The organism is Bifidobacterium sp. WK041_4_12 (assembly GCF_041080795.1).
GTDB lineage: Bacteria > Actinomycetota > Actinomycetes > Actinomycetales > Bifidobacteriaceae > Bombiscardovia > Bombiscardovia aquikefiricola.
The window spans coordinates 674,350-700,294 of sequence record NZ_CP129674.1; the positions used below are offsets into that span (position 1 = coordinate 674,350).

The window sequence follows — 25,945 nt, forward strand, 5'->3', positions numbered from 1 at the left end:
AGACGATTCGTTTTTTTGACCCCACGATGTGCTTGTCTTGATTGCCTTGAATGCGAGCAGTAGTGTTTTCTGATGGAACATATTCCGATAATGCTCACTTTGGAGTATTGTTGGAGTTGTTTTGGATTACCTAGAGTGGGGGTGTCGTTATGGCGGCTACGGCTCGTATTCAAGTGCGTACGGATGCGCAGCTCAAAGCGAAGGCTGACCGCTTGTTCCATGACTTGGGGCTTGATACCGGCACGGCCATCAACATGTTCCTGGCACAGGCCGTCGCCGATGAAGGTCTTCCTTTCCGACCGTCAAGGCTGACCCCTTTCGACCGTTCTGTGCTGGAGACCGAGAGTGAACCGGTCTTGCATGGGGGCACTGCCGAGGATATGAAGGCCATCATCGCCCGTGTATGAGTTCGATTACACCACGCGCTTCATCCGGGATGTGAAGAGGCTTAAACGCAAGCATTATGATATGAGCAAGCTAGATGCGGTGCTTGATGTGTTGCAATGCTACGACGTGCAAACGCTCGTGACTCGCTACCGGGATCATGGGCTTCAGGGGCAGCTGTCTTCGTATCGTGAATTGCACATCGAGGGAGACTGGCTGCTGGTATACAGGATTGACGGCAAGCGGCTCATGCTCACTCTGGCGCGCACCGGGAGTCACGACGAAGCGCTGTCTTAGCAGACGTATCCTCGCTACGGTTCAGAGGCGCTGGCTGGCAAGTCAATAAGCCTCTGAATTGGAAGAAAGGAAGACCCCTGCTGGGTGATAAAAATGGTGGTAGAGGTAATGGGTGGTTGCTCAGACCTCAATGTTTCCAATGATTTCTAGAACTAAATCCGGAATTTCGCCCGATCAACAAACGGCATAGTCGTGGCAAGTACCGAGGCGCACACCGCGAGTTTTGCACTTTCCACGCGGATTTCGCAGACCGGATACGAGTTTTGTTGCCTTTCTTTTCAAGAGTAGGCTTTAGTGCCATAGAAATGGCTTTATAACATCGCGAGGGGAGGCTATTCGCAAGGAATCCCGAAAAAAGGCAACAAAACACAGCATGTGCCCATAAAAGAGCATGCGCATGACCCATTTCTGACGCCTAAAAGGTTTTGAAACGCTGTTTCGGAGCAATTTGGAAGGATGCAAGGGTTGCCATCCCAGAATTCACACCCAAAGCTGGCTGCTATCTGGGCAACTCGTCCACTCGGTCTTGCAAAGCGGCAATCATGGCCCATATGGCAATCTGCTTATTTGGACAGTCCGAAGATTCGGCACGGGTTGATAGGGGAAGCGATATAAAACATGCTGATGCACCGTTCGACCGTGATCGGATTGGAATGTATGGTACGGGATACGCGATTGAACCTTGAATCCTACCAAATTTGCTCAGCGGCTCCTTGAGTACGGCAAGGGCTAAATAGAGAATCGCATCCGCTCAAAGCCCTTTCCTATGCAATCAAAGCCTAGAAGCTTTCGTTGCTTAGTCTTGCACTGGCTGACCGCTGTGGATTGCGAAGCCTGCAGCGACTGGGATGTTTTCTCCGGTCATCGGAGCTGATTCCTCGGAAGCCAGGAAGAACATGGTGCGGGCGACATCTTCTGGCTGCACTAGCTTCCTGAGTGGACTTGCCTGTATGAACTCGTCAATCACTGACTGCGGGTTGCGCTTGAACATCGGAGTCATGGTCGGTCCGGGGTTTACGTTGTTGACGCGGATGCCATATTTGCCATAATCAAGCGCCATGGCTCGTACCAGGTTGGCGACCGCTCCCTTTGCTGCGTTATAAACGGCCATGTTGTAATCGCCCTGAAGCCCGGATATCGAGGATGTGTTGACGATTGTTCCTGACTTGCGTTCGATCATTTCGGGCACGAATGCCTTGGTTGTCAGATATATCGACTTCACGTCGGTCGCCATCACGCGATCCCATGCCTGCTCATCGATCTCGTGGACCGCGCCCTTGACAAAGATTCCGGCATTGTTGATCACGCTGTCAACATGGTCGAATGCTTGGTGTGCAGCCTGTGCCAAGTCATCGACGGACTGCGCGTTTGACACGTCGCAGGGTGCGAAGGCGACTTGCTTGGGGGAGTACTGTTCTGAAAGCTCCTTATAGACCTTCTGGCCCAAGTCGTTGTTGAAATCGGCCATCATCACATTCCAACCCTGTGCCAAGAACTGCTTCGACGCGCTCAAACCGATGCCCGAGGCTGCACCCGTAATAACAACTGTTGAATTCATGCGTTTCTCCCTTGCTTGTCGATGGCAACCAGCTTGGTGCCGATTGATGAATGTTTCTCTCTATTCACAGCACTCCGTGTGGTGGACAAGAATCCTTCACATCTCTGATAGAGTATTTCGTTTCGCACTTGACAGAGCAAAGAGACCGCATCGGCATTCCTGTCATATACGCGCAATATAAAGCAGCGCGATTTGCCGTGGCTGAGCATAGAGGTCTTCAGCCTGCTCCTGGCTGTCGCTGGTCATATCATGCTGCTGTTCAACGAGACGCACAGAGCCACATGAACGAGTCCAAAGAATTGCAGTGTCTATTGGAACCGGTTGAACCGGTTGAGCCAACGGCACGCTATGAGCACCAGCGTATCGTTAACAGCAGTGTGTTCTGAACGAGACAGGTGATTTTTTCATGAACAACCAGTTCTCAAACCTTGGCTGTCTGGTCGTCCTCGGGGCATAACGATCTGGACTCGTGTCTATAGTCATTAGCATCGGTTCATGGTTGTATTAGGGGTTTGACTTATGAATATTGCTGATCATGCGCTGTGGCTCAGGGACTTCTATACGAGTCGAGGGTGGTATGCGTATCCGCCATTTATTAGGCTGGCATTTCTCACCGAGGAGCTGGGGGAGTTGTCTCAGGCGGTTCGTGCCTATGAGATAGGGCGCGATCACCCGCATGAACGCGTTCGGACCGAATCGGAGCAGCAGGCCCACATCCTTGAGGAGCTTGCTGATGTCTTCGACAATGTGCTTATTCTGGCTGATACGTACGGTTATTCTCCTGATGAGCTGATTCAGGCAAGCGAAAGCAAGCTTCGTGAACGGTTCAGCGAAAAGTAGACCTATCGGAAAGTATCGTCAGTGTTTCGTACATCCAAAACGCAGAATATTGTGCAGAATATTGTGCAGAATAGCCTCAGAGTCGCCTATATTGTGATTCTGTATTGAGATTGTGCGCGGGTTTGTGCGCAGTGACTTACTTCATATGTTTTCCGCGTATGTCCGGGATGCTTGTGGCTCGATTATTGACGATTCCTGAACGCCACACGAACAGTGCTGCCAGGAGTATTGCGCTTCCCTGTATGACTGCCCACCACGGGAATCCGGGTATGTCGGGTTGTTTGCCAGAGTTCTGGAGTTCTGCTTTCGGGGTTGGATTTACCCGTTCGCCTGTGACGAGTATGCGCTGGGAGTTGATCCCCAATGGCGTGCAGGTCACCAGCGTGACCAGATCCTTGCCTGGAAATGCCTTGAGCGCTGCCGTATCTCCGGGATCGACGACCGCTATTTCGAATACCTTGTATGTGAGGGTCTCTCCGAGGACTTCGATGGTGAATGTGTTGCCCTTCTTTACTTTGTCAAGGTTCGTGAACAGGGTTGCAGTAGCAAGACCCCTGTGCCCGGCCAAGACGGCATGGGTGCCCTTCCCGCCGACCGGTAGGCTCGTGCCTTCAAGATGACCGATGCCTTTTTGAAGCACTGCATCGGAAGTGCCGTGATAGATGGGGAGATCAAGTCGGATCGAAGGGATGCGGATTCTTGCCATCATGCCCGTGGGATCTACAAGAATCTTGTTGTAGTCAAGCTCTGCGTTGGGGTCGGTGCTCGTGCCCGAACCTGTCGGTATGCGATGGTTCGCTTCGAGGATTGCACCAGCGGAAAGCGCGTCATTATAGGCATGCGCCTGTGCGAGCTGCTGTTTGATCGATGGCGACACGTTCCCGGACTTGATCTGCTGGATATTCGCATCTATCAGTCTTGACTCGTCATATTGCGAAAACCAGCTTGCGGTCGAAGGATAGGTCAGAACGAATAGCCCTACCAGAACGAGCAGAGCCGGAATGAATGCATACCACTGGAAATGCCATGTCTTCCTGGTTGCGTGAGCGGAAGAGGGACCCTGCGGCGCATTCACGGGTTTCCTGGAACGCATTGTCGATGAACGGCTGTCTTTGTTGCGAGCGAAGAGTCTGCGATAAAAGTTTTTACGTAACATCGTTCCATCCCACAGTCATGCAAACGTCACGCTTGCAGTTGCAATAGGGCATTCACCCGTAGAGAGCGTCTCGATGAATGCCACACGAATACATAAGAATGGGTGGGTGAGAAGAATTCTTCCCACCCACCCAGATGCCACGACAGTCTATGTCAGACTAATGGCTGAGCGATGCATGTCATTGGTTCTGGCTTGCGCGACGACGTGAAACCACGTAGAGCGTGCCACCAGCTGCGATCAGTACGATGCCGACTACGCTCATCAGCACGATGCCCTGCGCACCAGTCAATGGCAGCGTTGGATGACCTTGCTGCACATCGGTGACGGTAACGGTATTGAGGTTATCCGTTCCAGCCGTGATGGTCACCGTCTGGACGGCTGCAGCGATGTATCCTGCAGGTGCCGCAGTTTCGTACAGGCAGTAGTCCTTGGATGGGGATTGCAAAGGACCATTGTTGCTGTTGGCAACGAACAGGCCCAATGGCGAGGATGCTGGGGATGTCGCATCCCACTGCACGATTCCATTGCCGTCGGAAGTTCCGGTTGAGACAACGCCGTCGGATGGGACGGTAGCTGGGCAGGACGCTGCTGTCTTCGCAGTTACCTGGAAGGTTGCACCCTTGAGCACGTTCTTGTTTTCGTCAACCTTGGTGACTGCAAGCTGGCCCCAATAGGTGTATGGGGTTGGATTTCCTGGAACCTTGTGTCCGTTGAATTCCGAGCCGTATCCTGGCGTGCCAGTGGAAGAACCTGGGTTGGCGATGCTGCCATCCTTGGTGACCTTCAAAACCTTCGTGGTAAAGGTCACGGCCAGTGTGTCGCCTGCCTTGATCTTGCCAAGGCCTGTTGATGTAAGCGTCCAGGTTGTTCCTGCGGGGTCGATTGTGTAGTCAGTGCCCTCGGACAATGCTGCTCCATTCAATGTCAGGGAAGCAGTGGCATCGTATGCGAGGCTGCCATCTGTGGGCATTACATCCCAGATTGATGCAGAATTGTATGAGTCACCTGCGTTCAGTCTCGGCACGGACTGCGTGATGGTCCACTGAACCGTGTCACCGACCTTCAGACCCTTCTGATCCGAATCGCTGTTGATAGTCTTCTGAGGAGCGTTCAGAACCTGGTTCTTCGGGTAGACGTTGACGTCGTACAGCCAGTTGCCGCTGCCCTGAGGGAGTGGAAGTGTCACCAGGAATGGAGCCACTGAAGAGACGATGTTGTTGTTTCCGGAACCGGTCTCCTGCACGAGATAGAGACCATGGGGCAAGCTTTCAGTTGCTGTGCCGCTCGCATCGGTCGTAATTTTCGTGGCATTGGCGCTGTCCTGTGTATATGCGCTGTTGCTTCCGGTGACGTCGGTTGCCTGAATGCCGTTGATGGCATCCCAGCCAGCCTCGGTATCAAGATCGATCTTGGTGGCGCCCTTGTATGTTACTGGCGTGACTGTGAACTCGACGCCTTGCAGAGGATTGCCCATCTTGGAAGTGTCCTGGACCGTGCCGTCGCCAGCATTGCCCTGCGCCCCGTCAAACTTATGGATGGTCAGCGACGTTGCAGTGCCTGGGTTGATGTTGCCAACTCCGGTCACAGGAATATTCTCGTCAGCTTGTGCAGTCTGAGCCAGACCGGCCAGACCAGCCACTCCTAATGCAAGAGCTCCGGCGGCCGCTGCAATTTTGCGCAGCCAGAACTTGTTCCCCGATTGTGTACTCATTTCCATTCCTTTCGAATTCCCCTAGTAAATGAGAAACCTTGTATTACTTCCATTCGCCTGATGCCAAGACAAAGCAAGGCATGTCAGTTCAGCGGACGGAACTTCCCCTTCTCCTACGCATGACATAGCCAATGCCGAAGGAAAGAATCATTATCAAAGACCCGCCAAGCAGATAGAAATCAGTGCTTTGCCCGCCGGTGAGCGGCAGTGAAGGCATTGACTGCTGGTGGTTGGTGATAGGTACCGTGAAGTTTTGATCTAGTGAATCCGCCGAAATTGTAAAATCGTGTTCCGTTGATAAGTCAGTGACATATCCGGCGGGAGCCTGGGTTTCACGGATGCTGTAATCGCCCCAGCTCAGATTGGCGACCTTGAAACTCCCAGGTGTGGGATCCGTATCGTTGGTTCCTGCACACTGGCCGACGGCGACGCAATCCTTCACCACGAGTTTCTGTGCCGAAGTTCCGGTGCCTGGACCTGTTATCGTCCATTCGGATCCAGCAAGAGGAGCCCCGTTTTCGGCAGTCTTGCTCCAAGAAACGCTTCCGGGCTGCTCTCTGTTGATGAAGGTGCAGACAACGTTACTGCCTGGCGCGATTCCTTGGATGAGATTTGACGAGGCAGACGACCCGTTGAGATTGATCGTGGTCGATGTGCCATTCAGGCTTGTCACGCATGAACCACTCAGGAACGTGTAGCCAGTCTGCGGTGTTTCGCCAACATTGATGCTCGCGCTCTCAGTAGCATTGCCGAAAGCAATGGTCCAAGGAGACGGGACGCTGCCACTCGTATTGGTTATGTTGGTCGCGCCGCCGAACATGGAAATGTCCGTGGAAGATCTTGTTGCCAAGTTCGACAACATTTTCCAACCGGCGCCAGGTTCCTGTGTGCCGTTCACCTCCTGTATTACCTTTTTGATGCTCACCGTCGCCTTGGGGATGGAAACATTCTGGATATTCCCCACGTTCACCGGTGTCGCACTGTTGATGGTGAAAGGATGAGTCGTGGCAAAGCTGGTAGCCGGAAGGTGCCGCAGTCTCCGTAAGATTATAATTTCCGTACGGTAGACCGGTCACGTTGAACTTGCCCGCAGCTGGATCCTTGTCGAGACTGTCCGAGCATCCGCTTGCATCGTTCGCAACGCAGTCCGTAACCGTTCGTGTGGTCGAATTCCCATTGATTGGTCCAACAAGCGACCATGTCGAACCGGCCAACGGTACGTTGTTTTCATCAACTTTTGACCAGGTGACGCTCCCATTGCTTACGGGCGTGTTGGTAATGGTGCAGGTGATCGCCGCACCTTTACCGGTCTGAATCGGTATGGTCACTGAACCTGACGATCCTGCACCGTTTGATATGACCATGCCATTGGCGTTGGTACATGACCATGTGGCCGTATAGCTGCTCAAGGCACTGTCGGAGCCGGAGGCCATGGCCTCAGAGAAGTTGTATGCGGTGTTTGCAACTACTGGCATGGGTCCGAGCTCATCACTCTGGATGCCGGATGCGCTCCCTCGTGTCGTTGCGCTGGACAGGGGTTTCGTTCCCTCTGCAACAGACAAGGTGAATTGGTCATTCGTCAAGGCACGACCGTTGGGAAGATTCTTCCTGACAGTCAGCGTTGAAGGAGAGTTGCAGCTCGCCAGATCGGTGCTCGATCCACCGGGAATATTCTTGTTCGCCCCAATCTGCTGCCAGGTTGAAGGATCATATCGGGCGAGTGTTGTGCCATTGCCAAGATAGATTGTGCCGTCCGAGTCGAATGCGACTCCATTGACGTTGGATATTACTGTAGAAGATCCTTGCAGTTGTGAAACCTTGGTAGCAGGAATCTGGTGGTTTGCATCTTCGGCGCTTTCCGCTGACTTGACGTCGGCTGCAGTTATCGAATAGATGTTAGTTTGGTTGCCACTCTGTACGACGTAGAGGTTGCCTGCGGCGTCGAACGCCATATCTCCGTTAGAAGTTATGTTGTCAACCGAGAAAGATCCAAGCTGTAGATAGGTATGCGAGGCAACGACATATTCGAAGAGCTTGAACGAGGTTGATTGACCATAATAAGAATACCTTGTATCGTACCCACCAAATAGATAATTCCCTGTCGAAAGATCCACTGCTCCAGTTACGAGCGATCCATTCAGACCTGTCGAGTAGTCGGAATCGTCAATTGCAGTCCAACCACTCGATGGCGTATATTGCAGAAGCGTATCAATGCCGGAATGGTCATTGGAACGCTGGTATGCGTATGCGCTCGAACCATCGGTACCAATGCTGATGCCATTAACGTCATTGAAATTATCTATCGATGACCAAGCCGGAAGTGTGTTGCTATCTCCGGCTGAATATACAGATCCGTTACTCTTTTGCGAGTAAATGTAACCAGGTGCACAGGTAAAGACCGTTTGATTGGCTGCCTGAGCCTGCTTGGGTGCGATCTGTACCAATGGCACTGTCAATCCGAAGGCAATTCCTAGAACCAGAATCAGCCGAAAAATTCTTTTCCCCAAGACATCTTGGCGATTTCTTGCATGCGGCATGTTGCCCCCATCCCCACATGGTATTCCCCTAAACCACTAAGTATGGTATAACAAGCTTTTGTATACTGAAAGTTTGGGTAGTTGTAGCCGGAAATAAGGGCGATACTCACTATTTACACAGTGAAATTATGGGCTTAAAAAGTGCATTTTTGATGCATTCGTCGCGCAATGCAGATCATCGCAGGATCATAAATATATTTCTACTTGACTTACTTCAAATCCATAGTTTTGCTGATCATTTTTCATTAACAAGTAGACCTTACTATTTGTAAATATTTTGGACTGTCATGGCAGTTCCATCAGACAGAAAGGTGTCCTGAAAACCCTGTAGATGCGTGACCGACAGGGGTCACGCATTGGAGCCTGCGGTAGCTCTGTGTCCGATGTTTGCTTGAACGTTTGAACGCTCGAATACTGGAATACTCGAGTACTCGGATGTCGGAGAGTGCTCGGATGTCGGAGAGTGCTCGGGCGGTTCTTGCCGGAGCTGGAGGGACGCATGGCTCGTTGGCATACACGGTTGCGTGTTCTCATGCACGATAATGTGTGCCAGGCATATGCCTGCCTTGGTGACGGTTGTCTAGCCAAGCGTTTCTGTAGAACTTCTACATGAGAGACTCATGAGGGCAAGGCCTATAGTGCGTCTGTTGATATGGTGATTATGGTTGTTGTGTTTCGCGGAGGGCGTCTTCGTTGATGTCGAGGTTGATGTCGAGGTTGATGTCGAGGTTGATGTCGAGTTGGTTCGCGAGCCAGCGTTTTCCTGTGGTGGTGACGTGGAGCGCTCTTCTTGGCGTGTCTGGGCGTATGGCGTTGAGGTTCATGAGGTGCGAGCACAGTGCGCTTCCTGCACTGCCGCCGATGTGCATGCGTCGTTCGGTCCAGTCGAGGCAGCCCTTGATGCGCGGTGCCTTGCGTAGCTGGGATTCGGGCATGCCGTTGTCGGCGAACCAGAGAGTGCCCTTGTCGGTCAGGCGGATTGAATCGTCCTGGAGGTCTATGAGTCCACGCGTCTGCATTGCTGTGGTGATGAGGATTGCCAGGTGGCCGGCGATGTGGTTGTAGCAGGTTCGGGCGTATCGGAGACGTTGGTCGGCTCGGACCTGCCTGTATCCGATTGCCCGACTCGGTGTGGCTGGTGTCATGGTTCCCATGAATTCGACGATCTGTGCCGCGTGTTCGCCGGAGAGTGTGACGTAGCGGTGCCTGCCCTGGCTCATTCGTGTGATCAGGTGTGATTCTTCCAGCTTGGAGAGGCATGATGTCATGGCCTGGGGGCTGACTCCTGTCAGCCTTGCCAGTTCGCTTGATGTCCATGCGCAGCCGTCCATGAGCGCCGTGCAGACGTTCGCGCGGGTGGGGTCGGCAAGGGTCGAGGCGAGGCGGGCGATGTCGCTTCCGGTATCGAATGTGCACACGGATGTCTAGGGTACCTCGCCGACGCTTCCATGTGGGTGGAAGTGTTCGCGTGCGATGCTTGGTGCATGAACATGAAATCATCAGGCACGCATGTCGTCGTCCATCCCGGCATGCTCTACTATGGCAACACCGTCGTTCTGCTGAGCACCACGAATCCCGACGGGTCTACGAACATCGCTCCGATGAGCAGTTCGTGGGCGTTGGGTGACACGATCGTTCTTGGCATGGGTCTTGGCAGTCGCACGGCTGAGAACCTTGCCGCGAGAGGGCAGGCCGTGCTCAGCCTGCCGGGGCCGGAACTCTTCGCGCAGGTCGAGCGTCTTGGCGACATGACCGGGGTCGATCATGCGCGGAGTCAGCATGGGCATGGCAGCATGCGGGTGAGGGACAAGTTTTCGGCGGTGGGGCTTACCCCTGAGCCGTGCGATCTGGTCTCGTGCGAGGGCGTTCGCGAATGCAGGCTGCAGATAGAGGTGAAGGTGGTCCATTGCGAGGAGGATGTGGGGCATGGTTTCCTGCTTGTCCAGGCGCATGTGCTGCGGGTGCATGCCGATCCGGCTATCGTGGTGGCGGGCACGTCGCATATCGATCCAACCGCGTGGAAGCCGCTGATATACAATTTCCGCCACTATCACACGCTCGCCCCGCAGATCGGGGAAAGCGCAATCACCGAGACACCCACGGCAGCGCGATGAGTAATGCTGCTTCAGCGTGGATTGCTGGCGTGGTTGACATCGACACTTACTCAGAAGGCGTGTATTTTGGCGTTCCCTGCAAGGTGATGAAGGTGATGAAGGTGGCGCGAACTACCGGGCAAAGGGGCAGACGCTGTATGTGTGACGAACGGTAATGAACTTTCTCAAGGCCTGGGCATTGCGTTGTGCGAAATTGCGTTGTTTTGTGGTCTTCCACTGTGGGGGGTGCTTAGGGTGCTTAGGGGGTCTTGCATCAGATTGTTCAAGAAAATCCGATTATTGCTGCAGTCCGAGCTGTCCCATGGCAAGTCGATGGGCAGCTAATTGCGCTGAGATAAATATTGTACTACAATATATGGGATGGCGGTCGTATTTACAGATAGTGCCGGTAAACATGGGTTTACCGAGGATGACGTGATTCACGCCATGACGCTACAAGCGTCTTGTGAAAACGCAATTTGGCCGCTCGCGCGTCTCGCGGAAGGCGGATCCTACGTTATGGATAGGTCCCGCGTGCAACGGTCAGCTGATCGAGGTCATGACGTATATCGATCCACCGCGTGATGTGGTGGTGTTCCATTGCATGCAATTACGCGACAAGTTTAGAAGGTTTTTGGAAGGGGATGCACGATGAGCAAGCTTGCGGAGCAGGAATTGAAAGCGCTAAGCGATTGGGTGGAATCCGACGGGCCGGTCGATTCTGGTGTCACTCTCAACATTGACGAGGCCGATCGTGTTGCTGAGCAGACGCTGCGAATGGTCGGACGCCCCTCGCTCGGGCATCAGCAGGCGACCGGTGTGGGTAGTAGTCCGCGTCGGCAGATGCGTCTGCCATACGAACTCAATTCTGAGCTTGAGCGGTATGTTCATGCCGAGCGAACCACGGCGAGCGAAGTCATACGACTTGCGCTCAGCGAATACCTGCACCATCACAAGCATGGGCTCGCCAACGTCTAAGTGGCGTGCTTGGCAAGGTGAGTTATGAAGGCCGTTCACCGGTCACTCGTTAGTCGCAAGCAGTTCTTGCGTATCGGTGGCTGATTGTGCATTCCAGACGCGACGGATTTGTTGAGAATCTAACAGAGTCGATCACAGTCGAACAAAGTCAAACAATTCCTCACCTCCGAGGAGGATTTCTCGATGAATTTTGGCAACTGGAAGGTCATAATGTAGGTTTCAAGTTGAAGCTTTCGAGTTTTGTTGCCTTTTTCAAGTAGTAAGCATCAATATTGGCTAAAGCAAGTCCTGATTTCAGTGTTTTTAGCCCCTATAACTCGAAAAAGGCAACAAAACTCGAAGTAGGCGATCAAACAGGGCTAAAAGTTGATGATTTGCCGGCGCTCGCAGTCAAGATCGAGTGCGAAAACTCTGGGTATGGTCTTCGCCACCGTCTTCGCCATCGGCCGCACCATCTACCGCATCGTTCATGGCGGCTACCCATCGAGAATTTATTGACTCCATCAATATATCTTTTGATTTTGGTTCATACGCTACAGCGCATATCAATAGTCGTCACGGCTCTGAGCTTATATTGTGTGCCCTAACCAGAAGCATATGCGTGGGATTCTGCATGGGTGTGAGGATCATTGAGGTAATGGCGTTTAGCCATGCCGCGGTTTGGATAACTGTGGGTTGAAAGCAAGAACAGGAATCGTGCATCACTGTCGAAGAACAGAAACTGTCAACGATCTCTTACATCATTTTCAGCAGGCCCGGGTTCTTGCGTTGGAATCAATGGATAACGGAGCTCATAGTATGCGTTTTCACATATGTTCTCACGCCGATTAACGGCTGGATACAATGTTTTGAAATGGGGGTAACGAATATTGGCAAGCAGCCATCTAAAAGCTTCAATCGTGAAATTCTCTAAATTCGGAAGCATCAGGATTGGAATCGAATGCAAGGTAACTGGAACTATGACGTAAAAATATCCTTGTTGAACAAAACCCAGTCCACTTTGAATTGACTTTTCTGGCGTTGGTATGTTTCCTTCGGCCTTGTTATAAGCTAAACATATGGTTCCCTCGTAGACATTCGTCAACTGTCATTCACTGTTACTTATGGACTCTCTTATATGAAAGAAGGAACTACCGACGCATCGCAGCTGCAGTTATGATTCTTGGTAGGTATGTCAGAATCAATTGTAAAGTACCCGGATATGCCGTGCACTGGTCGAGGAGATTTAATACTCTTTATCTTAGCGAAAGAGGGTTGAACCACTTATGGAGAAGAACGTTTTACTTAAGCCAATTTTGAAGTGGGTTGGTGGTAAGCGTCAGCTTCTTGATGAGATAATCCCTCGGATTCCTGAATGCTCGACATATGTTGAACCTTTTGTCGGTGGTGGCGCAGTGCTGCTTAGCCTCCAGCCCCAAAAGGCAATCATTAACGATTACAATGAAGAGCTCATGAATGTGTACGTTTGCGTACGTGATCATCCTGACGAGCTTCTTGATCTGTTGAAAATTCATGCCCAAAGAAACAGTTCAGACTATTTCTATAGTCTTCGATCCGAAGATCGTAAACAGGGATTTGCAGAGCTGTCACGTGTTGAGCATGCTGCACGTGTCATTTATTTGAATAAAACTTGCTATAACGGTTTGTACCGTGTAAATGCGGCGGGCCAATTCAATTCCCCATATGGCAGGTATAAACATCCGGCAATTGTAAATGAACCGGCTATCCGGGCTTTGTCGAAGTACTTGTCCAAAAACGTCAGACTTATGAGCGGTGACTATGCTTGTGCGCTGAAGGGCCTTCGAAAAGGTGCATTCGTATATTTCGATCCGCCTTATATGCCCATATCTTCATCTTCTGCCTTTACTGGTTATACAGAAGGTGGCTTTGATTTTGACGAGCAGCTGAGGTTAAAGGAGCAGTGTGATGTTTTGGCATCGAAGGGCATTCATTTTCTCGAATCGAATTCAGATACGCCAGAAATTCGTGAGTTGTATAAAGAATACGAAATTTTAACAGTGAATGCCACGCGTGCCATCAATTCCAAGGCGAATAGGCGTGGTGCAATTTCGGAGGTGTTGATTCATGGCTGATAGTAAGGCTAATGCTGCTTGGGAGCGATTGTTTGGCTCGTACAATATTGAAGAAGACATTCAACGTGATGGCTTCTCTGTTCTTGACGCGGCGACGATCAAGCAATTTCGTGAGCCGCGACTGATGGCAAAGTGGGACTCGAGCGAGGATCTTCCTTCCCAACTGTCTAGACGTAATTTGAATATTCTACCTATCTCGCGGTCTTCGTATGAAGTTTCAGACTTTCAGCTGTATCAAAAGTTTCCGGAAGATTTAGACGATAAAGTGCAGTTTGTGAATACTCCGAATCTTGAAACCATAGATTTTGACGATTTGACTTCGGAGTCAAATGCCATTAATGCAATGAATATTACTGGAATTTTAGATGATTTTCTGCGCGCGGATAGAACAGTTGAGACATTCAATGGACGGATGGGGACCAAACAGTTTTCTTTCGATGTTGATCTAGTCCACGGTGGAAGTAAAAGAGTCAATGTTAATAGTGCGCAGCTTGAAATTGATGGTGGTTTTGAGAATGATGATTCTATAGTCATCATGGAAGCAAAGAATGTTCCACATCCTGATTTCCATGTCCGACAATTATACTTTCCATATCGATTGTGGCAGGGTAAGGTCAAGAAAAACATACGGCTTGTTTTCTCACAGTATGTTGACTCAACATATCATTTGTTTGAATATTCATTCGATGATCCCGAAAACTATTCTTCGATTCGGCTTTTGCGGCAAGCTAATTATTCCTTCCAGTCTTCAGCCATAACTTGGGATGACTTGCACAAGTTATGGGACAACACACGACCAGTGACGGATGATAATCAGGATCAAACACCCATTCCATTCATCCAAGCAGATCATTTTCCAAGATTGATTTCTCTTATCGAAAAGATGTCTAAGGCAAAGACGATGACTGCCGCAGACATTGCGCTATACATGGAATTCGATATCAGACAATCTTCCTATTATGCTTCCGCGGGCAAGTATCTTGAGATTATAGAGAATGCAGGCCACGGCCACGGTTCTCAGCTCACGGTTCTTGGGCAAAAACTGATGCTGAAAAAAATTCGTGATCGTAGGTTGGAGCTTGTAAGACTTATCATCAGACATCAAATATTTCACGATTTCCTTGCATCGATTTTCGAGTGTGGCGAGCTTCCGTCTAGGGCAGAAGTTAAGGAAAAAATGTTGACATATAACGTATGTGCGCCAGGTGAAACTCTCAACCGTCGAGCATCAAGCGTTCTGGGGTGGCTTCGCTGGATTTCGATGCTGCCTACCGAAAACGATGAATGAAAATCTGTTTGCTTTTTAAAGACCGAGAGTATTAACGCCTATATTTCAAATTGAAGTTAGTATCGCAATATTCAAGGGGACGAAGAATGACAAACGACAATATACCAAAACTTCAGACACAAGGGTACAACCATCATGAACCAACGAGGACTTGTCCAAACTGTGGTCAGGAAAAACCTCTTAGCGATTTTGGCTACCGGGATATGGGAGATAATAATATAAGAAATCAATCTTGGTGCAAAGCGTGCAGATAGTGCAGCTAATGAACTAAGTTGAGCAAGACCGGATAATTAGCATAGAGGGCTCAACGCCACTGTTAAATGCTTTTCTTATCCGGCCTTTCATTTCGACTCTTGTAAGATTCACCTCATAAAGCTAATCTGTTTTGCTCTTTTCAAGAAACCGGGCGTTATCAAGAAACCTTTGTCGTAATGTGACACAAATGCAGTGGTCACTAGCTAGCCGATTTGGTTCATTGAGCAACATACCTTTTTACTTTTTTGGATCACCTAGCTTTGCTTGGTCTAGCAATTGCTGCTTAAAGTCGTCTCGCATCCATGGGCGATTGACCAACGAAGAGGAGTCTCCTGACATCATGTCAATTACTTTTTGCACTATCTTAATATTGCTTTCAGGTGATGCTGGCTTTTTGTGGCAGTTCTTTTGTTGTTCACGTAGAAACAAACCGTACAAAATATGTGCTCTTGAAGTCCCGTGTCCTGAGGCTTTGACGGCGTTTTTATATGATAAATATGCAGTGATCAGCTCAGGGAGTGACGCAAGGTCATAGTTATCCTCCTTTTCATTCTTTGCTCCAAATATCTCATCGTAATTAGCATCCTCAAATAGTCGGCCTGCGCTTCCAATCGCTATTTCCGGCCGTCCTTTTAAGGTATATAAGGCCCCTGCAAGTTCCTCTTTTGTTATAGTCTGCTTAAAATTAACATTGATTTTTTCAGTATAATCTCCGCGTTTTCGAATATAGTTTATTTGTTTATTAAATAAATACTCTCTGATTTTCACTTGCGCAGTATCTACAGATTTTAAATCTTGCGCATTGACTGCGCTTTGGCTGTTAGTGTAACGAGCAATATCATTTGCTAATTTCTTATCGCCTCCAGTCTCAAAAATCCGTACTAAAATGTTTACTTGATCAGAATTAGTCGAACTGTTTTGATTATGAATCCATTCAGATAAATTTCTAATTGTCTGTCCGCCATTCACAATTTGAAAGTTTTCTAGTTTAATCTGGAACTTATCCTTATTAAATTTTTTAGAAACTACCCGTTCCGCGACCATTGTGATTCCGTTATTATAGATAAAGAATTTAGAAGGTTCATTATCCAATGTTTCAAATACCTTTTTATGGAATTTTTTCCTTGGACCTAACCAGCCTCTGACATTTGCGTCGAGTACGGAGACATCAACGTGCGTTTTGCTTAGTATCTGAGAATCATCGAATTGGACGTCATTTCGAAGTTCTTTTTTGTCTGAAGTTATTCTCAACAAGTCAAAGAGTGAGAGGATGACGACAAAATTATTGTCAGAAATTCGAATATCTTCTTTATAAGGTATGACTTTTTCCGCACCTATTGTAATAGTCGCATTGTTGTTGTCAGCACTCTTATCTTCCTCTAAGAAATCATCAAGCACTATACTTCTAGGTTCTTCTGTTAGGAAGGGGAATGTGGAGAGGAAAGCTGTGGGTTCCAGAGTTCTTGCACTTCCTGAATTACCAAGAAGTGGTTGAAAATCATTACTAATCTGAATAAAGCTTCCCTGCCATATGGTGTTTGAATCTAACAGTTTTTTGATATACTGAAATTTTTCGGCCACCTTCCCTGAGAAATTGTTTTCTCCGCCATTGAGAGAATGTAAAAAAGGATATGCTATGTCAGATTCATGCTGCTTTCCAGGTTTTTTATCCCTATATTTGAAGTTGAAAAGATAAAAGTGATTCGAGGTGTCGTCAACAAATACCGCGTCTATTCCCCCGTCTTCAGCAGAGGAATTCTCGACAATATTGCAATAACTCGAATCAATAATTGAGTCTGCGAGAAGATCAATACTGTTTTCCCCTGTTACAAGGGAGATGCCCATAAAGTAAAAACCAATTCGAGCCTTTTCTTGTTCGGCAAGGTGGTCGTCGTTGAACGACGGGTTTTCTTCTTTGAATGAGCGATACCAGATTAGTGCTCGCTGATTTACTAATTTCTAATCGTTTAGATTTGCCATACCTAAAATATAACAAGAGTATGTTTACTAAACCGATGCGCAGATGTTAACCGATGCGAAAGTTCTTCGAGCCAATAAAACTGTTGCACCTCTCAACCATTCTTTGACTGTCAATTATGTGGACTGGGTGTTGTTCCTGATTACACCTTGAATTGGAGATGGTGGAATCATGAGTACGAGATATAGTGATGAGTTCAAGGATCGGGCTTTCAGGCTGTTGTCCGAGTCGCTGGAAAATTATACGTCGGAGACGAAGGCGTTGCAGGGCATGGCCAGGAGAACTGTGTGTTGCCGCGGAGTCGCTGCGGTGAGAGGTTGCGGAGTTGAGTCGCAGCAACGGTGGGGCGATTCCTATGGCAACGCGCTGGCCGAAACCATCAACGGCGCCTGCAAGACGGAATTGGTCAGGCGACTCAAGCCGTTCGATTCCGTGCGTGCGCTGGAGCAAGCCACCTTCCAACGGGTGTCCTGGCGTAACGGTCAGCGCCTGCACGAGCGACTCGGCAACCAGACGCCAGACGAGGTCGAAACCCAGTATCATCAACACCAGGCGACATCAATCGTTCCCAAAAACCAACAAAACAGTGCGAACAAACCCCAGTTCATATCACATTGTTTGTTTCCTTTTTGGCTGCACGCCTGGTCTTGTTTTTCTTGTGGGTTGATGCTTCGGTGCTGGTGCTGGTGCTTGTAGCGGCGGGGTTATACTGGGGGCGTATTTCTTGCAGGGTGTCCAATACTGGGGAAGTGTTGCAATGAAGGCCATCGTTTTTCGTGACTGGCGTTTCTATAACAGGCCCACGAGGTGGGCCATGATCGTGGCCGTGCCGATCATGGTGATTCTGATGCAGGCGGGGTTCGCGATGGCGTTTCCTTTTGGCCATGACACCTTACTTCTTATGGCTATGATTTTCGTTGCTTGCGGTTCCTATATGGCGTATGTTCCGGCGTCTCTTGCGGTGGCTGCGGTGTTGGAGGATGTGGCTTCCGGTGTGGTGGTGTCGGTGCATCTGGCTGGCATGGGCATGTGGAGGTATCTGCTGTCGAAGATGGTGCTGCCGGTGGTGTTCACGTTCGGCGGTGTGATATTGGATTTGCTGTATCTGTGGTATGCCGGCGTGCTCACCACTGGGGTGATACCTGGTGTGGCGATCGGTTTCTCGATGCTGGCGGCTGGCACCCTGCCGCTGTTGCCGTTCTGCATGGGTACCGTCCCCGAGCGGGCGCATGGCAAGCAGAACAGTCTGAATTTCGTGCAGATTATCATCATGCTGCTGTTCATAGGATTGGCGTTTATCGGTGGGATCAACGGCACGCTGGTGCTGTATGGCGTGTGCGTGGCGCTGCCGCTGCTGCTTGCGGCTGCTGGCATGGTGGTGACGGTGGTTCGCCTGAATCGCATGTATCCCCGGACGGTCGTGGATTTGTAGCGTGGGGGATTGGTGCTGGCGTGTGTGCAAGCGTGTTGGGCGTTGTAGGCGAAGGGGGTTGCTGTGAGTGTTGATGGGGATGTGGCTGTCGCGGTGGAGCATGTGTGGTTCGGCTATCGCAAGGCCGGCAGTGTGCTGGAGGACGTCGATTTCAGGGTGCCTGCGGGGCAGTCGCTGGCGATACTGGGATATAACGGGGTGGGCAAGACGACCCTGCTGAATCTGATCGTCGGCCTGCTTCGGCCTTCCAAGGGTCGGGCCGTGATCAACGGGAAGCTTATTGCCTCGGTGCGTGAGGTGTTCGAGCTGACCGAGCGCAGCAATCTGATCGATTCGATGAGCGTGCGCGACAACATCCGGTTCCGTGATCTCCTGTTCTCGGGGCAGGGGCCTGCCCGGCCGACGCCTGGCATGGAGCATCTTGATAGGGAGCGGCTGGTCGTGGCGTTCGGTTTGGCGGAGCATCTGGACAAGCGGGTCGACGAACTGTCTTCGGGACTGCGCAAGCGTGCCGGCCTGGTGGCTGGACTGCTGTTCGACCCGCGTCTCATTCTGCTGGACGAGCCGACGAATTCGATTGATCCGCTGACGCGCAGCCTGCTGCTCGACTGCGTCGGCCAGCTGCGCGGGGATGGTCGCACGCTGGTGACGGTCACGCATGATCTGGACTACTGCTGGAAGGTGGCCGACCGGATCATCGTCCTCGACGACAAGCGCATCGCCCTGGATCGCATGACCCATGACTTCGCCGACTTCGACGCGTTCAAGAAAGCCGCCACCCTGGGAAGGCAAGCCACCCACACCGACTTCGGACTCACCCACGACACAGCCACCACCATCAAATAAACGAAGGAGTGTTAGACGTCTGTTTTGTTATGTGGTGTACGGTATCGCTTGGTGTGGTGTATTTGGTGCTCTGCCGTATTGCTGTGGTGGCTGTTGCCGGTCAGTCTTGGTGATGTTCGGGATGTTGGGATTTGATATGGGTGTTGCTGTGAATCGTGAGCGTAGGATTCAGACGGTTATAGGTCTGCTCGTCGTTGCCGTTGTTGTGCTGATCATCATGGGTGCCGGGGTTGCTGTGTATCTGTCCCATCGGCGTGCCGAACATGTTCAGACGAGTTCCTTCGATGAGCTTCAGCAGGTCGGCACTAAATCCGGGAGCGCAACGGACGAGGGTGGCATACCCGTTTCGGTCAACGGCCATGGGCATGTCGCCGATGCACCTACCGTTGAGGTTTACATTGATCCCATGTGTCCTGCCTGCGGACAGGTGGATCGTGCCCTGAACCCCACGTTGCTGCGGTTGGTTCAATCGGGGCAGGTTAGCGTCGAACTGCATCTGATTGCCTTCCTGGACAGGGCGTCCAGTGACAGCTATTCGACCAGGGCGTCTTCCGCCCTGGCGTATGTCGCCGAGCACGACCCTCGACATGCCGTTGCGTTCATGGGTGCCTTGTTCGAACCGGGGTATCAGCCTGACGAAACGCGCTATGTTCCCACGGGCGATGACAAGATAGCGAACCAGGCCATCCATGCAGGCATGGATGCCGCACTGGCACGCAAGGCCGTATCGGGAGAATACCGGCAGTGGGTCGATGCTGCCACTACGTATACGGTATCAAGAAAAGCATTGCAGGATCCCGACCGTGGCAGTTTCGCCACGCCCCTGCTGAGAATCAACCATAAGAACTGGCCGATCCCTGCGGTGGAACTCTCGACGCTCCCTGAAACGTTCTTGAAAAGCCTTGGTCTGGCACCGGAGAATATCGGCAGCGCCTCCATCAAACCAATCATAGGGGCCAACGGAACGCCAAGCTGACCAAGCCCAATAAACAGCCCAATGACGGAACAACTAGGGCGGGATAGTAGATGTTGATATTTAAGGAGGAGCACCAGTGAATCAGCACCTTATAGATCCTTCCAACGGGAAAAGAAGCATTCCATCTCCTACGCTAACTAGCGATGCCACTATCAAAATCAAAGACGGTAATTAATACGTATGTGAAGTGTGGAAGACATTTAACAATCACCGATATGCGATAGTCAGTAATGGGGAGGGGGAGAGTCTTGTCAATGCTCGAGAAAGCATTGAAGATACCATCAGGACGCAGTTTCAGAATGCCCAAGTAATTGAGTATTGGCCCTAAGAAGTCTCTTCAGGTCAAGATGTAACGGGATTCTATAAACCATATCCTTATGAGTTAACTAAAGACGAAATGAAAGGGCTGGGGCTGCAGCCAGCAAATACTTTACCGTGACGTTCCATTAATCGAAGGTTTAAAAGGAATGAAGTGATAAAGAATAGCAACAGCCATGCGGCAGCATCCTGTAGAAAGAGTCGATTGATGTGGGTGGTGGCGCGCCTACGTGCAGATGGTGTGGCCGGTGACTACCCGGTGACGGCGAGTTCGTGGTTCCCGCGACGGCGGTGATTGCGGTGGTGCTTCTCGGGCTACCGGCCGAACCTGTCGAGCTGGATCAGCTCAATCGTTGTCCTGGCGCACGAATCAAAAACGGCGTTGATTCGCTTGCCTATGGGGATAGGTGAATGCTGAGAGGGGGTAGGAGCAGCGATTTTTACCTGGTTTTGCATGTAGCGGTGGGGTTTTCATGTGTCTCGGGCGATGTTGTAAGAGAAGGTGGAGGGTTGAATGATGTTTATGAAATGGGTTTCTCGATGGTGGATAGTCGGGGCTGTAGTCGCGGTTGAAGCAGTGGCTTTTTGGGTGCTCTGGAATTCCGGGCACTTATCAAGGCATATCGGTGTGGTGGTGCAGATTTCGGTGACGGCGTTCACGACCGTGTTCGTTGGTGTACTTGGCAGAAACAACTCCAAGGAGCAAGGGAAGCAGGCGCGAGAGAGAGCCGAGGAAATCGATCTGCGGTCGCGTAGTAGTGAGCTGATGGGCCACCAGGCTGACGCCATAGATCATCTGGAATCCCAGAACGCAGTGGTCTGCGCTGCCGGCATCAGTGAGCTCGTCTGGCTCATTCGCGGATGGACCACGCTCACCAAGGATTCATTGAAGATCACGGGACACGAGGATGCACCGAAGCGCTGGAGCGAACACGTACAGGGGCTTGCAGATCTCGCCTTTGATAGGAACGTAGCCATACAGTTTTTGGAAGTCGAAATAAATGAAAGCGATGAGAAAAGAAGGCATTTCAATGATGTCCGTTCGAAGGATTTTCGCAGGGTTGTGTCTGAGTTGAAGAGGGCGACGGCATTCAAACCTCCCGATATCACTTTCAGAGAAGTTTCTCTGGATGGTCTCTGTTTGGGTGGTCTGAACTGTTCCACAAAGGAACACGATGGCCCATTCTGTACTGCTCATTTCGAGGGTGCTCATTTCGGGGGTGCTCACTTAGAGGGTGCTCACTTCGGGGGTGCTCACTTAGAGGGTGCTCACTTCGGGGGTGCACACTTAGAGGGTGCTCACTTAGAGGGTGCTCACTTAGAGGGTGCTCACTTCACGGATGCTAATTACATGACTGCTGACTCCATAAGTGTTCAATCAGAGAATGCTCACTTAGAGGGTGCTCACTTAGAGGGTGCAAGTTACAACACAGAGACAGAGTTCCCGTTTGATTTTAAGCCAAAGGATAAAAGCATGATTGATGTTTCTCAGAATGAACGGGATACGACTGTCCATTAATCGAAGGTTTTTATACAAATCGTGCCCATGTAATTATGGTGCAGTGTGCTGGATGAAATATGTAAATTAACCCGTCTATTTATCAATGGTAAGAATCTATTGTCCATTCATGTGCTGTTGGACAGGCGGCATCGGAAGGGCCGGCTACTGTGCAGTGGTCGGCCCCTCTGTGCGGGTTCGCTATTCAGAGCTGTTCGAATTCGCCCTTGTTGAGTGTTTCGAGATTTTGTTCCCAGAAGGCTGTATCTTCTTTGAGATCTCGGTCTCTCTTGGTGACGAAGTCAACAATTTCCGTTAATCGATATCCGTCGCTGGTTTTTTTGATTTCGTAGTATTCTGCCGCATCGGGCCCGAGACTTATTTTGTTGCGTGTGTCGGTACGTATAATTCTCGGTGCCCTTTCCTTTTGCTTGGTACCCATGATGCCATTTCCTTTTGTACTGTGTGCTGTTACTATTCCTGGATTGCTTTGTGCCACCTAGCGGTGCATACCATGAAATGTAGCACAAATGCTGAAATCGCGCAATCAGCAAGTGTGCGAATGCAGCAATGCTGCATTCGCATGGTACGATGGTGGCATGATCTTCAACAATCTCAGATTCAGCCCGGATGCGGCCAAGGAATACAAGTTCGTGAAGAGCACCAACCCACGATTGGCTGATGCCTACACGGTGACACTCTCTCAGATAGATGCTAACACCATCGTAGAGGATGGAAGTAGAAAGGTGGAGGGAGGGAAACTGTTTCATTTTGTGTGGGTCGATCTCCCGGGCGCCGATGAACCTAATCGAGTCGTCATATGGTTCACACAGAAAAACGGCATCTCATTCATCACGTATCTCGGATTGCGTCAATAGAGGTGGTCCCAGGTGATTATCGGCTATGCCAGGGTAAACCACCCTGGAGCAGAACGAGCAGTTGCAGACCGACGCGCTCGACAGAGCCGGATGCGAACGACCGTTCATCGACCATGCGTCGGGCGCGAAGGCGCAACGGCCAGAACTCGACCATGTGCTCGACACCATCCGCAAGGGGAACATGCTCGTCGTGTGGAAGCTCGACCGGCTTGGGCGTAGCGTGCAGAACCTCGTGGATCTCATGAACCTGCTGCAAGGAAGGGGAGTGGGGTTCAAAAGTCTGACGGAGAACATGGACGCCACCACGCCGGGAGGCGTGCTCGTCTTCAACGTGTTCGCCGCGAATGACAGTCCTTAATTTTCCACCCAACGGTCATAACTTTTTCTTCATGTTAATTCAAGCCTTCGCATGTTTTATGGTAGTGCCTGGTGGTTTGCGTACTTTTGATTCTGTCGGTCTATGTGCGTTTTCAGTTCTCCTCCTGTACGGTGTCGCCGAGGCGGGACATGTTAAGGTAACGTCGTGTGGACCAGTCGTTGTCGATGACATAGCGGATTCTTGCGCTGATAAGCATTAATGCAGATTTACCATCCGGGAACGCGCCCACGAGGTGGGTCCTGCGTCGCATCTCGCGGTTGAGCCGTTCAATCATGTTGCTGATGTGGATATGCCCGGGGGTTCGACCGGAAAGCCTCTCAACGGGTACGTGGTTGTCTCGCCGTTGCCCTTGCGCAGTCACTTGGCTGCTCCTTGAGTTTTCTGGACTATATCTCGGCCGCAACCGTCTTGGCGTTGGACAGCGCCGAGACGCGTGGCTCCATAGCAAACACGGCCTTCAGCGCGTCGGCGGCTCACAGGATGTGTCGCGGAGATCCCGGTGAGCACGCCCGCGCATGGAGTGCACCATGCAGCGTTGGTAGCGAGCCTCGGGCAGCGATTCACCGACTGTATTCACCAGCCCGGCGCACCGGTCACCATCCGCACGCCGTCCATGAACGCATTCGAGAGCAGTAGGCGCACGAGCAGCTGGACCGGCTCGTCGACAAGGTGCTTAGATTCCCAAAGACATGTCACGCAACCGAGGATCGTCCCATGCTTCGTTTCGCTCGGCATAAGGGGCTCGCAGACGTCAGAGCATAGTGAGTTATATAACTCACTAGTTATGCTTTGATGACGCTGTAGATGGTTTTCCGGCTGACGTGGTACTGGTCGGCTATCTCCTGCACCGTCAGACTACTCTCAGCATAGAGTTCGCGGATGCGCCCGCGCTGCTTTTCAGGGAGCTTGGATGGCCTGCAGCCGAGGTGTCCCCTGGCTCTGACTGTCTGGAGTCCTGCGCTGGTGCGTTCACGGATGAGGTCGTGTTCGAACTGCGCCATCGCGGCGAACACGTTGAAGATCAGCACGCCGCCGGGCGTGGTGGTGTCCATGCTCTCCGTCAGACTTTTGAACCCCATTCCCTTGGATTACAGCAGACCCATGAGATCCATGAGGTTCTGCACGCTACGCCCAAGCCGGTCGAGCTTCCACACGACCAGGGTGTTTCCGTCGCGGATCACATCGAGCATATGGTCGAGTTCGGGACGGTGCGCCTTCGCGCCCGACGCGTGATCGGTGAACAGCCGTTTTCACATCCGGCACTGTCGAGGGCATCGGTCTGCAACCCTTACCCTGGCATAACCCACGATCACGCTCAGGCGTCCTGCAACCGGTGGTGCTGGTGCTTCATCTCCTGCTCGATGAGCATGCGCAGATACTCGGACTTGTTGCGCAGTCCCGAACGTTCACGCTGCTCGTCCACGAACGCAGCCATCGACTCGGACGCCTTGAAATGAATTTGCACGCTCTTCTCCCGGGGCCTGTCCCCAAGGCGAGGCCTGCCCATCAGCACAGCCACGGCATCCGCAACATTATCCGTGCCGGCCGCCTCCATCAAATCGCGCTCGGCCTCGACCTGAGCCTGAGCGCCGGTACTCTCCACCGCCTGAGAATCATCCCACTGCCACGTCTCGTCCTGCAATGCCATCAGATTCACCTGACCTTTCAATCCTTGTCCCAGAAATTGCCCTGCTCCGCGTTCACATGGAACACCACGATGCCACGCCCCGGCATGATCTTCATCATGACCTCGATGCTCGGCACCAGCGGGTCACCGTGATGCCGTCCAGTGAACTTAAGATAGCGTTCACCACCACGCACCAGCAGCCTGCGACGAATCGGATGCTGATACGCAAACAGCACATCGGCAACCGTGAAGCCATGACGCTCGGCCGAGCGGGCAAACACCATTCTTGAAGACATGACATAAGTATAGCACACTTTCGTGCTACATACAGGTCATTATGTGAAGAAACTCAACCCAACCAAGCGATTACTGCACTCTGATTCTTACACGGGTTTATATATACGTTTCGGCATGAAAACGGCCTAGATCGACAGGACGCGGGACTGTATAGAAAACGTTCGTTTAATGCGATAACAGTGGGGTAAGAGTCGATATATAAAGTGTCGTTTCCTTCACATAAAACCTTCTCTTCGAGCTGATGCTTATTGTGTGCACTTGTCCTACGGCAAACCTTATTCCAAATGCTCTTAAGACACATACATAATCGCCCCGGATGACCACTTTGTTCTGACCCTGCCCGTCGGCCATTTTCGGGGCTTTCACCGCCTTCTTGGCCTTATCAGCGGCAGCCTACAACACCTGCGGATCGTTGTAATAGGTGATCCGCCCCCGCCCGATTCTCCTGCCATAGGCCGGACGCCCAGGCATCCTTTGGATGCTGCGGAATTGAGAACACGTCTGAAGGAAACAGGCTGTATGGTCC

At 51.2% G+C, this 25,945-nt stretch carries 22 protein-coding genes and 5 pseudogenes; 15 read left to right on the forward strand and 12 right to left on the reverse strand.

Annotated features, from left to right (window positions below):
• Nucleotides 1-149 precede the first annotated feature (149 nt).
• A complete protein-coding gene (locus tag QN215_RS02965; protein ID WP_369344639.1) occupies nt 150-407 on the forward strand; it encodes a type II toxin-antitoxin system RelB/DinJ family antitoxin in 258 nt (85 codons plus the stop codon).
• Nucleotides 400-681 carry a type II toxin-antitoxin system YafQ family toxin gene (locus tag QN215_RS02970; RefSeq protein WP_369344640.1) on the forward strand — a complete coding sequence of 94 codons (282 nt, stop codon included), beginning with the start codon at nt 400-402 and terminating at the stop codon, nt 679-681. Before QN215_RS02965 ends, QN215_RS02970 begins: the two co-directional genes overlap by 8 nt.
• Nucleotides 682-1,477: 796 nt before the next feature.
• On the opposite strand, the gene QN215_RS02975 is transcribed toward QN215_RS02970, so the two are convergent.
• Nucleotides 1,478-2,239, reverse strand: a complete 762-nt coding sequence (locus QN215_RS02975; RefSeq protein ID WP_369344641.1) for an SDR family NAD(P)-dependent oxidoreductase — start codon at nt 2,237-2,239, stop codon at nt 1,478-1,480.
• Nucleotides 2,240-2,758: 519 nt separating this feature from the next.
• On the opposite strand from QN215_RS02975, the gene QN215_RS02980 reads away from it, so the two are divergent.
• Nucleotides 2,759-3,079, forward strand: coding sequence for a MazG nucleotide pyrophosphohydrolase domain-containing protein (locus QN215_RS02980; RefSeq protein ID WP_369344642.1), 321 nt, complete (start codon nt 2,759-2,761; stop codon nt 3,077-3,079).
• Between the two features lie 136 nt (nt 3,080-3,215).
• Here QN215_RS02980 and QN215_RS02985 read toward each other — a convergent pair whose 3' ends face one another.
• From QN215_RS02985 to QN215_RS03005, 5 genes are all read right to left on the reverse strand, one after another.
• A complete protein-coding gene (locus tag QN215_RS02985) occupies nt 3,216-4,172 on the reverse strand; it encodes a class C sortase (RefSeq protein WP_369344643.1) in 957 nt (318 codons plus the stop codon).
• Between the two features lie 241 nt (nt 4,173-4,413).
• Nucleotides 4,414-5,946 carry a SpaH/EbpB family LPXTG-anchored major pilin gene (locus tag QN215_RS02990; protein WP_369344644.1) on the reverse strand — a complete coding sequence of 511 codons (1,533 nt, stop codon included), beginning with the start codon at nt 5,944-5,946 and terminating at the stop codon, nt 4,414-4,416.
• A gap of 88 nt (nt 5,947-6,034) precedes the next feature.
• Nucleotides 6,035-6,796, reverse strand: a complete 762-nt coding sequence (locus QN215_RS02995) for a SpaA isopeptide-forming pilin-related protein (RefSeq protein WP_369344645.1) — start codon at nt 6,794-6,796, stop codon at nt 6,035-6,037.
• Nucleotides 6,684-8,453 carry a collagen binding domain-containing protein gene (locus QN215_RS03000; protein ID WP_369344646.1) on the reverse strand — a complete coding sequence of 590 codons (1,770 nt, stop codon included), beginning with the start codon at nt 8,451-8,453 and terminating at the stop codon, nt 6,684-6,686. Before QN215_RS03000 ends, QN215_RS02995 begins: the two co-directional genes overlap by 113 nt.
• A gap of 689 nt (nt 8,454-9,142) precedes the next feature.
• Nucleotides 9,143-9,901, reverse strand: a complete 759-nt coding sequence (locus QN215_RS03005; RefSeq protein ID WP_369344647.1) for an ArsR/SmtB family transcription factor — start codon at nt 9,899-9,901, stop codon at nt 9,143-9,145.
• 66 nt (nt 9,902-9,967) lie between these two features.
• Here QN215_RS03005 and QN215_RS03010 point away from each other — a divergent pair, with 66 nt between their 5' ends.
• The 4 genes from QN215_RS03010 (at nt 9,968) to QN215_RS03025 (ending at nt 14,935) form a co-directional block, all read left to right on the forward strand.
• On the forward strand, nt 9,968-10,597 hold the full coding sequence (locus QN215_RS03010) for a flavin reductase family protein (protein ID WP_369344648.1): 630 nt from the start codon (nt 9,968-9,970) through the stop codon (nt 10,595-10,597).
• A gap of 630 nt (nt 10,598-11,227) precedes the next feature.
• Nucleotides 11,228-11,554 (forward strand): hypothetical protein, encoded by a 327-nt coding sequence (locus QN215_RS03015; protein ID WP_369344649.1) that lies wholly within the window; start codon nt 11,228-11,230, stop codon nt 11,552-11,554.
• 1,265 nt (nt 11,555-12,819) lie between these two features.
• Nucleotides 12,820-13,647, forward strand: a complete 828-nt coding sequence (locus QN215_RS03020) for a DNA adenine methylase (protein WP_369344650.1) — start codon at nt 12,820-12,822, stop codon at nt 13,645-13,647.
• On the forward strand, nt 13,640-14,935 hold the full coding sequence (locus QN215_RS03025; protein WP_369344651.1) for a type II restriction enzyme: 1,296 nt from the start codon (nt 13,640-13,642) through the stop codon (nt 14,933-14,935). Before QN215_RS03020 ends, QN215_RS03025 begins: the two co-directional genes overlap by 8 nt.
• 492 nt (nt 14,936-15,427) lie before the next feature.
• Here the strand turns inward: QN215_RS03025 and QN215_RS03030 are convergent, their stop codons facing one another.
• On the reverse strand, nt 15,428-17,035 hold the full coding sequence (locus tag QN215_RS03030) for an AIPR family protein (protein WP_369344652.1): 1,608 nt from the start codon (nt 17,033-17,035) through the stop codon (nt 15,428-15,430).
• Nucleotides 17,036-17,339: 304 nt separating this feature from the next.
• Here QN215_RS03030 and QN215_RS03035 point away from each other — a divergent pair, with 304 nt between their 5' ends.
• From QN215_RS03035 to QN215_RS03060, 6 genes and pseudogenes are all read left to right on the forward strand, one after another.
• Nucleotides 17,340-17,864, forward strand: coding sequence for an integrase core domain-containing protein (locus QN215_RS03035; protein WP_404978504.1), 525 nt, complete (start codon nt 17,340-17,342; stop codon nt 17,862-17,864).
• A gap of 61 nt (nt 17,865-17,925) precedes the next feature.
• Complete coding sequence (locus QN215_RS03040) at nt 17,926-18,600, forward strand: hypothetical protein (RefSeq protein WP_369344354.1); 675 nt, start codon at nt 17,926-17,928, stop codon at nt 18,598-18,600.
• A gap of 63 nt (nt 18,601-18,663) precedes the next feature.
• A complete protein-coding gene (locus QN215_RS03045) occupies nt 18,664-19,446 on the forward strand; it encodes an ATP-binding cassette domain-containing protein (RefSeq protein WP_369344653.1) in 783 nt (260 codons plus the stop codon).
• Between the two features lie 136 nt (nt 19,447-19,582).
• Nucleotides 19,583-20,422, forward strand: coding sequence for a DsbA family protein (locus tag QN215_RS03050; RefSeq protein ID WP_369344654.1), 840 nt, complete (start codon nt 19,583-19,585; stop codon nt 20,420-20,422).
• 1,407 nt (nt 20,423-21,829) lie between these two features.
• Nucleotides 21,830-22,042: pseudogene (locus tag QN215_RS03055) on the forward strand (pentapeptide repeat-containing protein); the annotation flags it as partial.
• Nucleotides 21,945-22,259: pseudogene (locus QN215_RS03060) on the forward strand (pentapeptide repeat-containing protein); the annotation flags it as partial. The pseudogenes QN215_RS03055 and QN215_RS03060, both read left to right, overlap by 98 nt.
• 184 nt (nt 22,260-22,443) lie before the next feature.
• On the opposite strand, the gene QN215_RS03065 reads toward QN215_RS03060, so the two are convergent.
• Complete coding sequence (locus QN215_RS03065; protein ID WP_369344655.1) at nt 22,444-22,680, reverse strand: hypothetical protein; 237 nt, start codon at nt 22,678-22,680, stop codon at nt 22,444-22,446.
• Between the two features lie 88 nt (nt 22,681-22,768).
• Here QN215_RS03065 and QN215_RS03070 point away from each other — a divergent pair, with 88 nt between their 5' ends.
• Both QN215_RS03070 and QN215_RS03075 read left to right on the forward strand, forming a co-directional pair.
• Nucleotides 22,769-23,116, forward strand: a complete 348-nt coding sequence (locus tag QN215_RS03070) for a hypothetical protein (protein WP_369344656.1) — start codon at nt 22,769-22,771, stop codon at nt 23,114-23,116.
• Nucleotides 23,117-23,128: 12 nt separating this feature from the next.
• Nucleotides 23,129-23,459 (forward strand): annotated as a pseudogene (locus QN215_RS03075) (recombinase family protein); the annotation flags it as partial.
• Between the two features lie 127 nt (nt 23,460-23,586).
• Here QN215_RS03075 and QN215_RS03080 read toward each other — a convergent pair.
• From QN215_RS03080 to QN215_RS03100, 4 genes and pseudogenes are all read right to left on the reverse strand, one after another.
• Nucleotides 23,587-24,093, reverse strand: a pseudogene (locus QN215_RS03080) (transposase); the annotation flags it as partial.
• 184 nt (nt 24,094-24,277) lie between these two features.
• A pseudogene (locus QN215_RS10075) lies at nt 24,278-24,780 on the reverse strand (recombinase family protein).
• 30 nt (nt 24,781-24,810) lie between these two features.
• A complete protein-coding gene (locus QN215_RS03095; RefSeq protein ID WP_369344657.1) occupies nt 24,811-25,152 on the reverse strand; it encodes a hypothetical protein in 342 nt (113 codons plus the stop codon).
• Between the two features lie 8 nt (nt 25,153-25,160).
• Nucleotides 25,161-25,418, reverse strand: coding sequence for a hypothetical protein (locus tag QN215_RS03100; RefSeq protein ID WP_369344658.1), 258 nt, complete (start codon nt 25,416-25,418; stop codon nt 25,161-25,163).
• Nucleotides 25,419-25,945: the final 527 nt, after the last annotated feature.

Bases quoted from the DNA above. Each gene is read 5' to 3' on its own strand.
- QN215_RS02965 (WP_369344639.1), top strand. From the start codon at position 150: ATGGCGGCTACGGCTCGTATTCAAGTGCGTACGGATGCGCAGCTCAAA.
- QN215_RS02975 (WP_369344641.1), bottom strand. From the start codon at position 2,239: ATGAATTCAACAGTTGTTATTACGGGTGCAGCCTCGGGCATCGGTTTG.
- QN215_RS02980 (WP_369344642.1), top strand. From the start codon at position 2,759: ATGAATATTGCTGATCATGCGCTGTGGCTCAGGGACTTCTATACGAGT.
- QN215_RS02985 (WP_369344643.1), bottom strand. From the start codon at position 4,172: ATGCGTTCCAGGAAACCCGTGAATGCGCCGCAGGGTCCCTCTTCCGCT.
- QN215_RS02990 (WP_369344644.1), bottom strand. From the start codon at position 5,946: ATGAGTACACAATCGGGGAACAAGTTCTGGCTGCGCAAAATTGCAGCG.
- QN215_RS03010 (WP_369344648.1), top strand. From the start codon at position 9,968: ATGAACATGAAATCATCAGGCACGCATGTCGTCGTCCATCCCGGCATG.
- QN215_RS03015 (WP_369344649.1), top strand. From the start codon at position 11,228: ATGAGCAAGCTTGCGGAGCAGGAATTGAAAGCGCTAAGCGATTGGGTG.
- QN215_RS03020 (WP_369344650.1), top strand. From the start codon at position 12,820: ATGGAGAAGAACGTTTTACTTAAGCCAATTTTGAAGTGGGTTGGTGGT.
- QN215_RS03025 (WP_369344651.1), top strand. From the start codon at position 13,640: ATGGCTGATAGTAAGGCTAATGCTGCTTGGGAGCGATTGTTTGGCTCG.
- QN215_RS03030 (WP_369344652.1), bottom strand. From the start codon at position 17,035: ATGGGCATCTCCCTTGTAACAGGGGAAAACAGTATTGATCTTCTCGCA.
- QN215_RS03035 (WP_404978504.1), top strand. From the start codon at position 17,340: ATGAGTACGAGATATAGTGATGAGTTCAAGGATCGGGCTTTCAGGCTG.
- QN215_RS03040 (WP_369344354.1), top strand. From the start codon at position 17,926: ATGAAGGCCATCGTTTTTCGTGACTGGCGTTTCTATAACAGGCCCACG.
- QN215_RS03050 (WP_369344654.1), top strand. From the start codon at position 19,583: ATGGGTGTTGCTGTGAATCGTGAGCGTAGGATTCAGACGGTTATAGGT.
- QN215_RS03065 (WP_369344655.1), bottom strand. From the start codon at position 22,680: ATGGGTACCAAGCAAAAGGAAAGGGCACCGAGAATTATACGTACCGAC.
- QN215_RS03070 (WP_369344656.1), top strand. From the start codon at position 22,769: ATGCTGAAATCGCGCAATCAGCAAGTGTGCGAATGCAGCAATGCTGCA.
- QN215_RS03100 (WP_369344658.1), bottom strand. From the start codon at position 25,418: ATGTCTTCAAGAATGGTGTTTGCCCGCTCGGCCGAGCGTCATGGCTTC.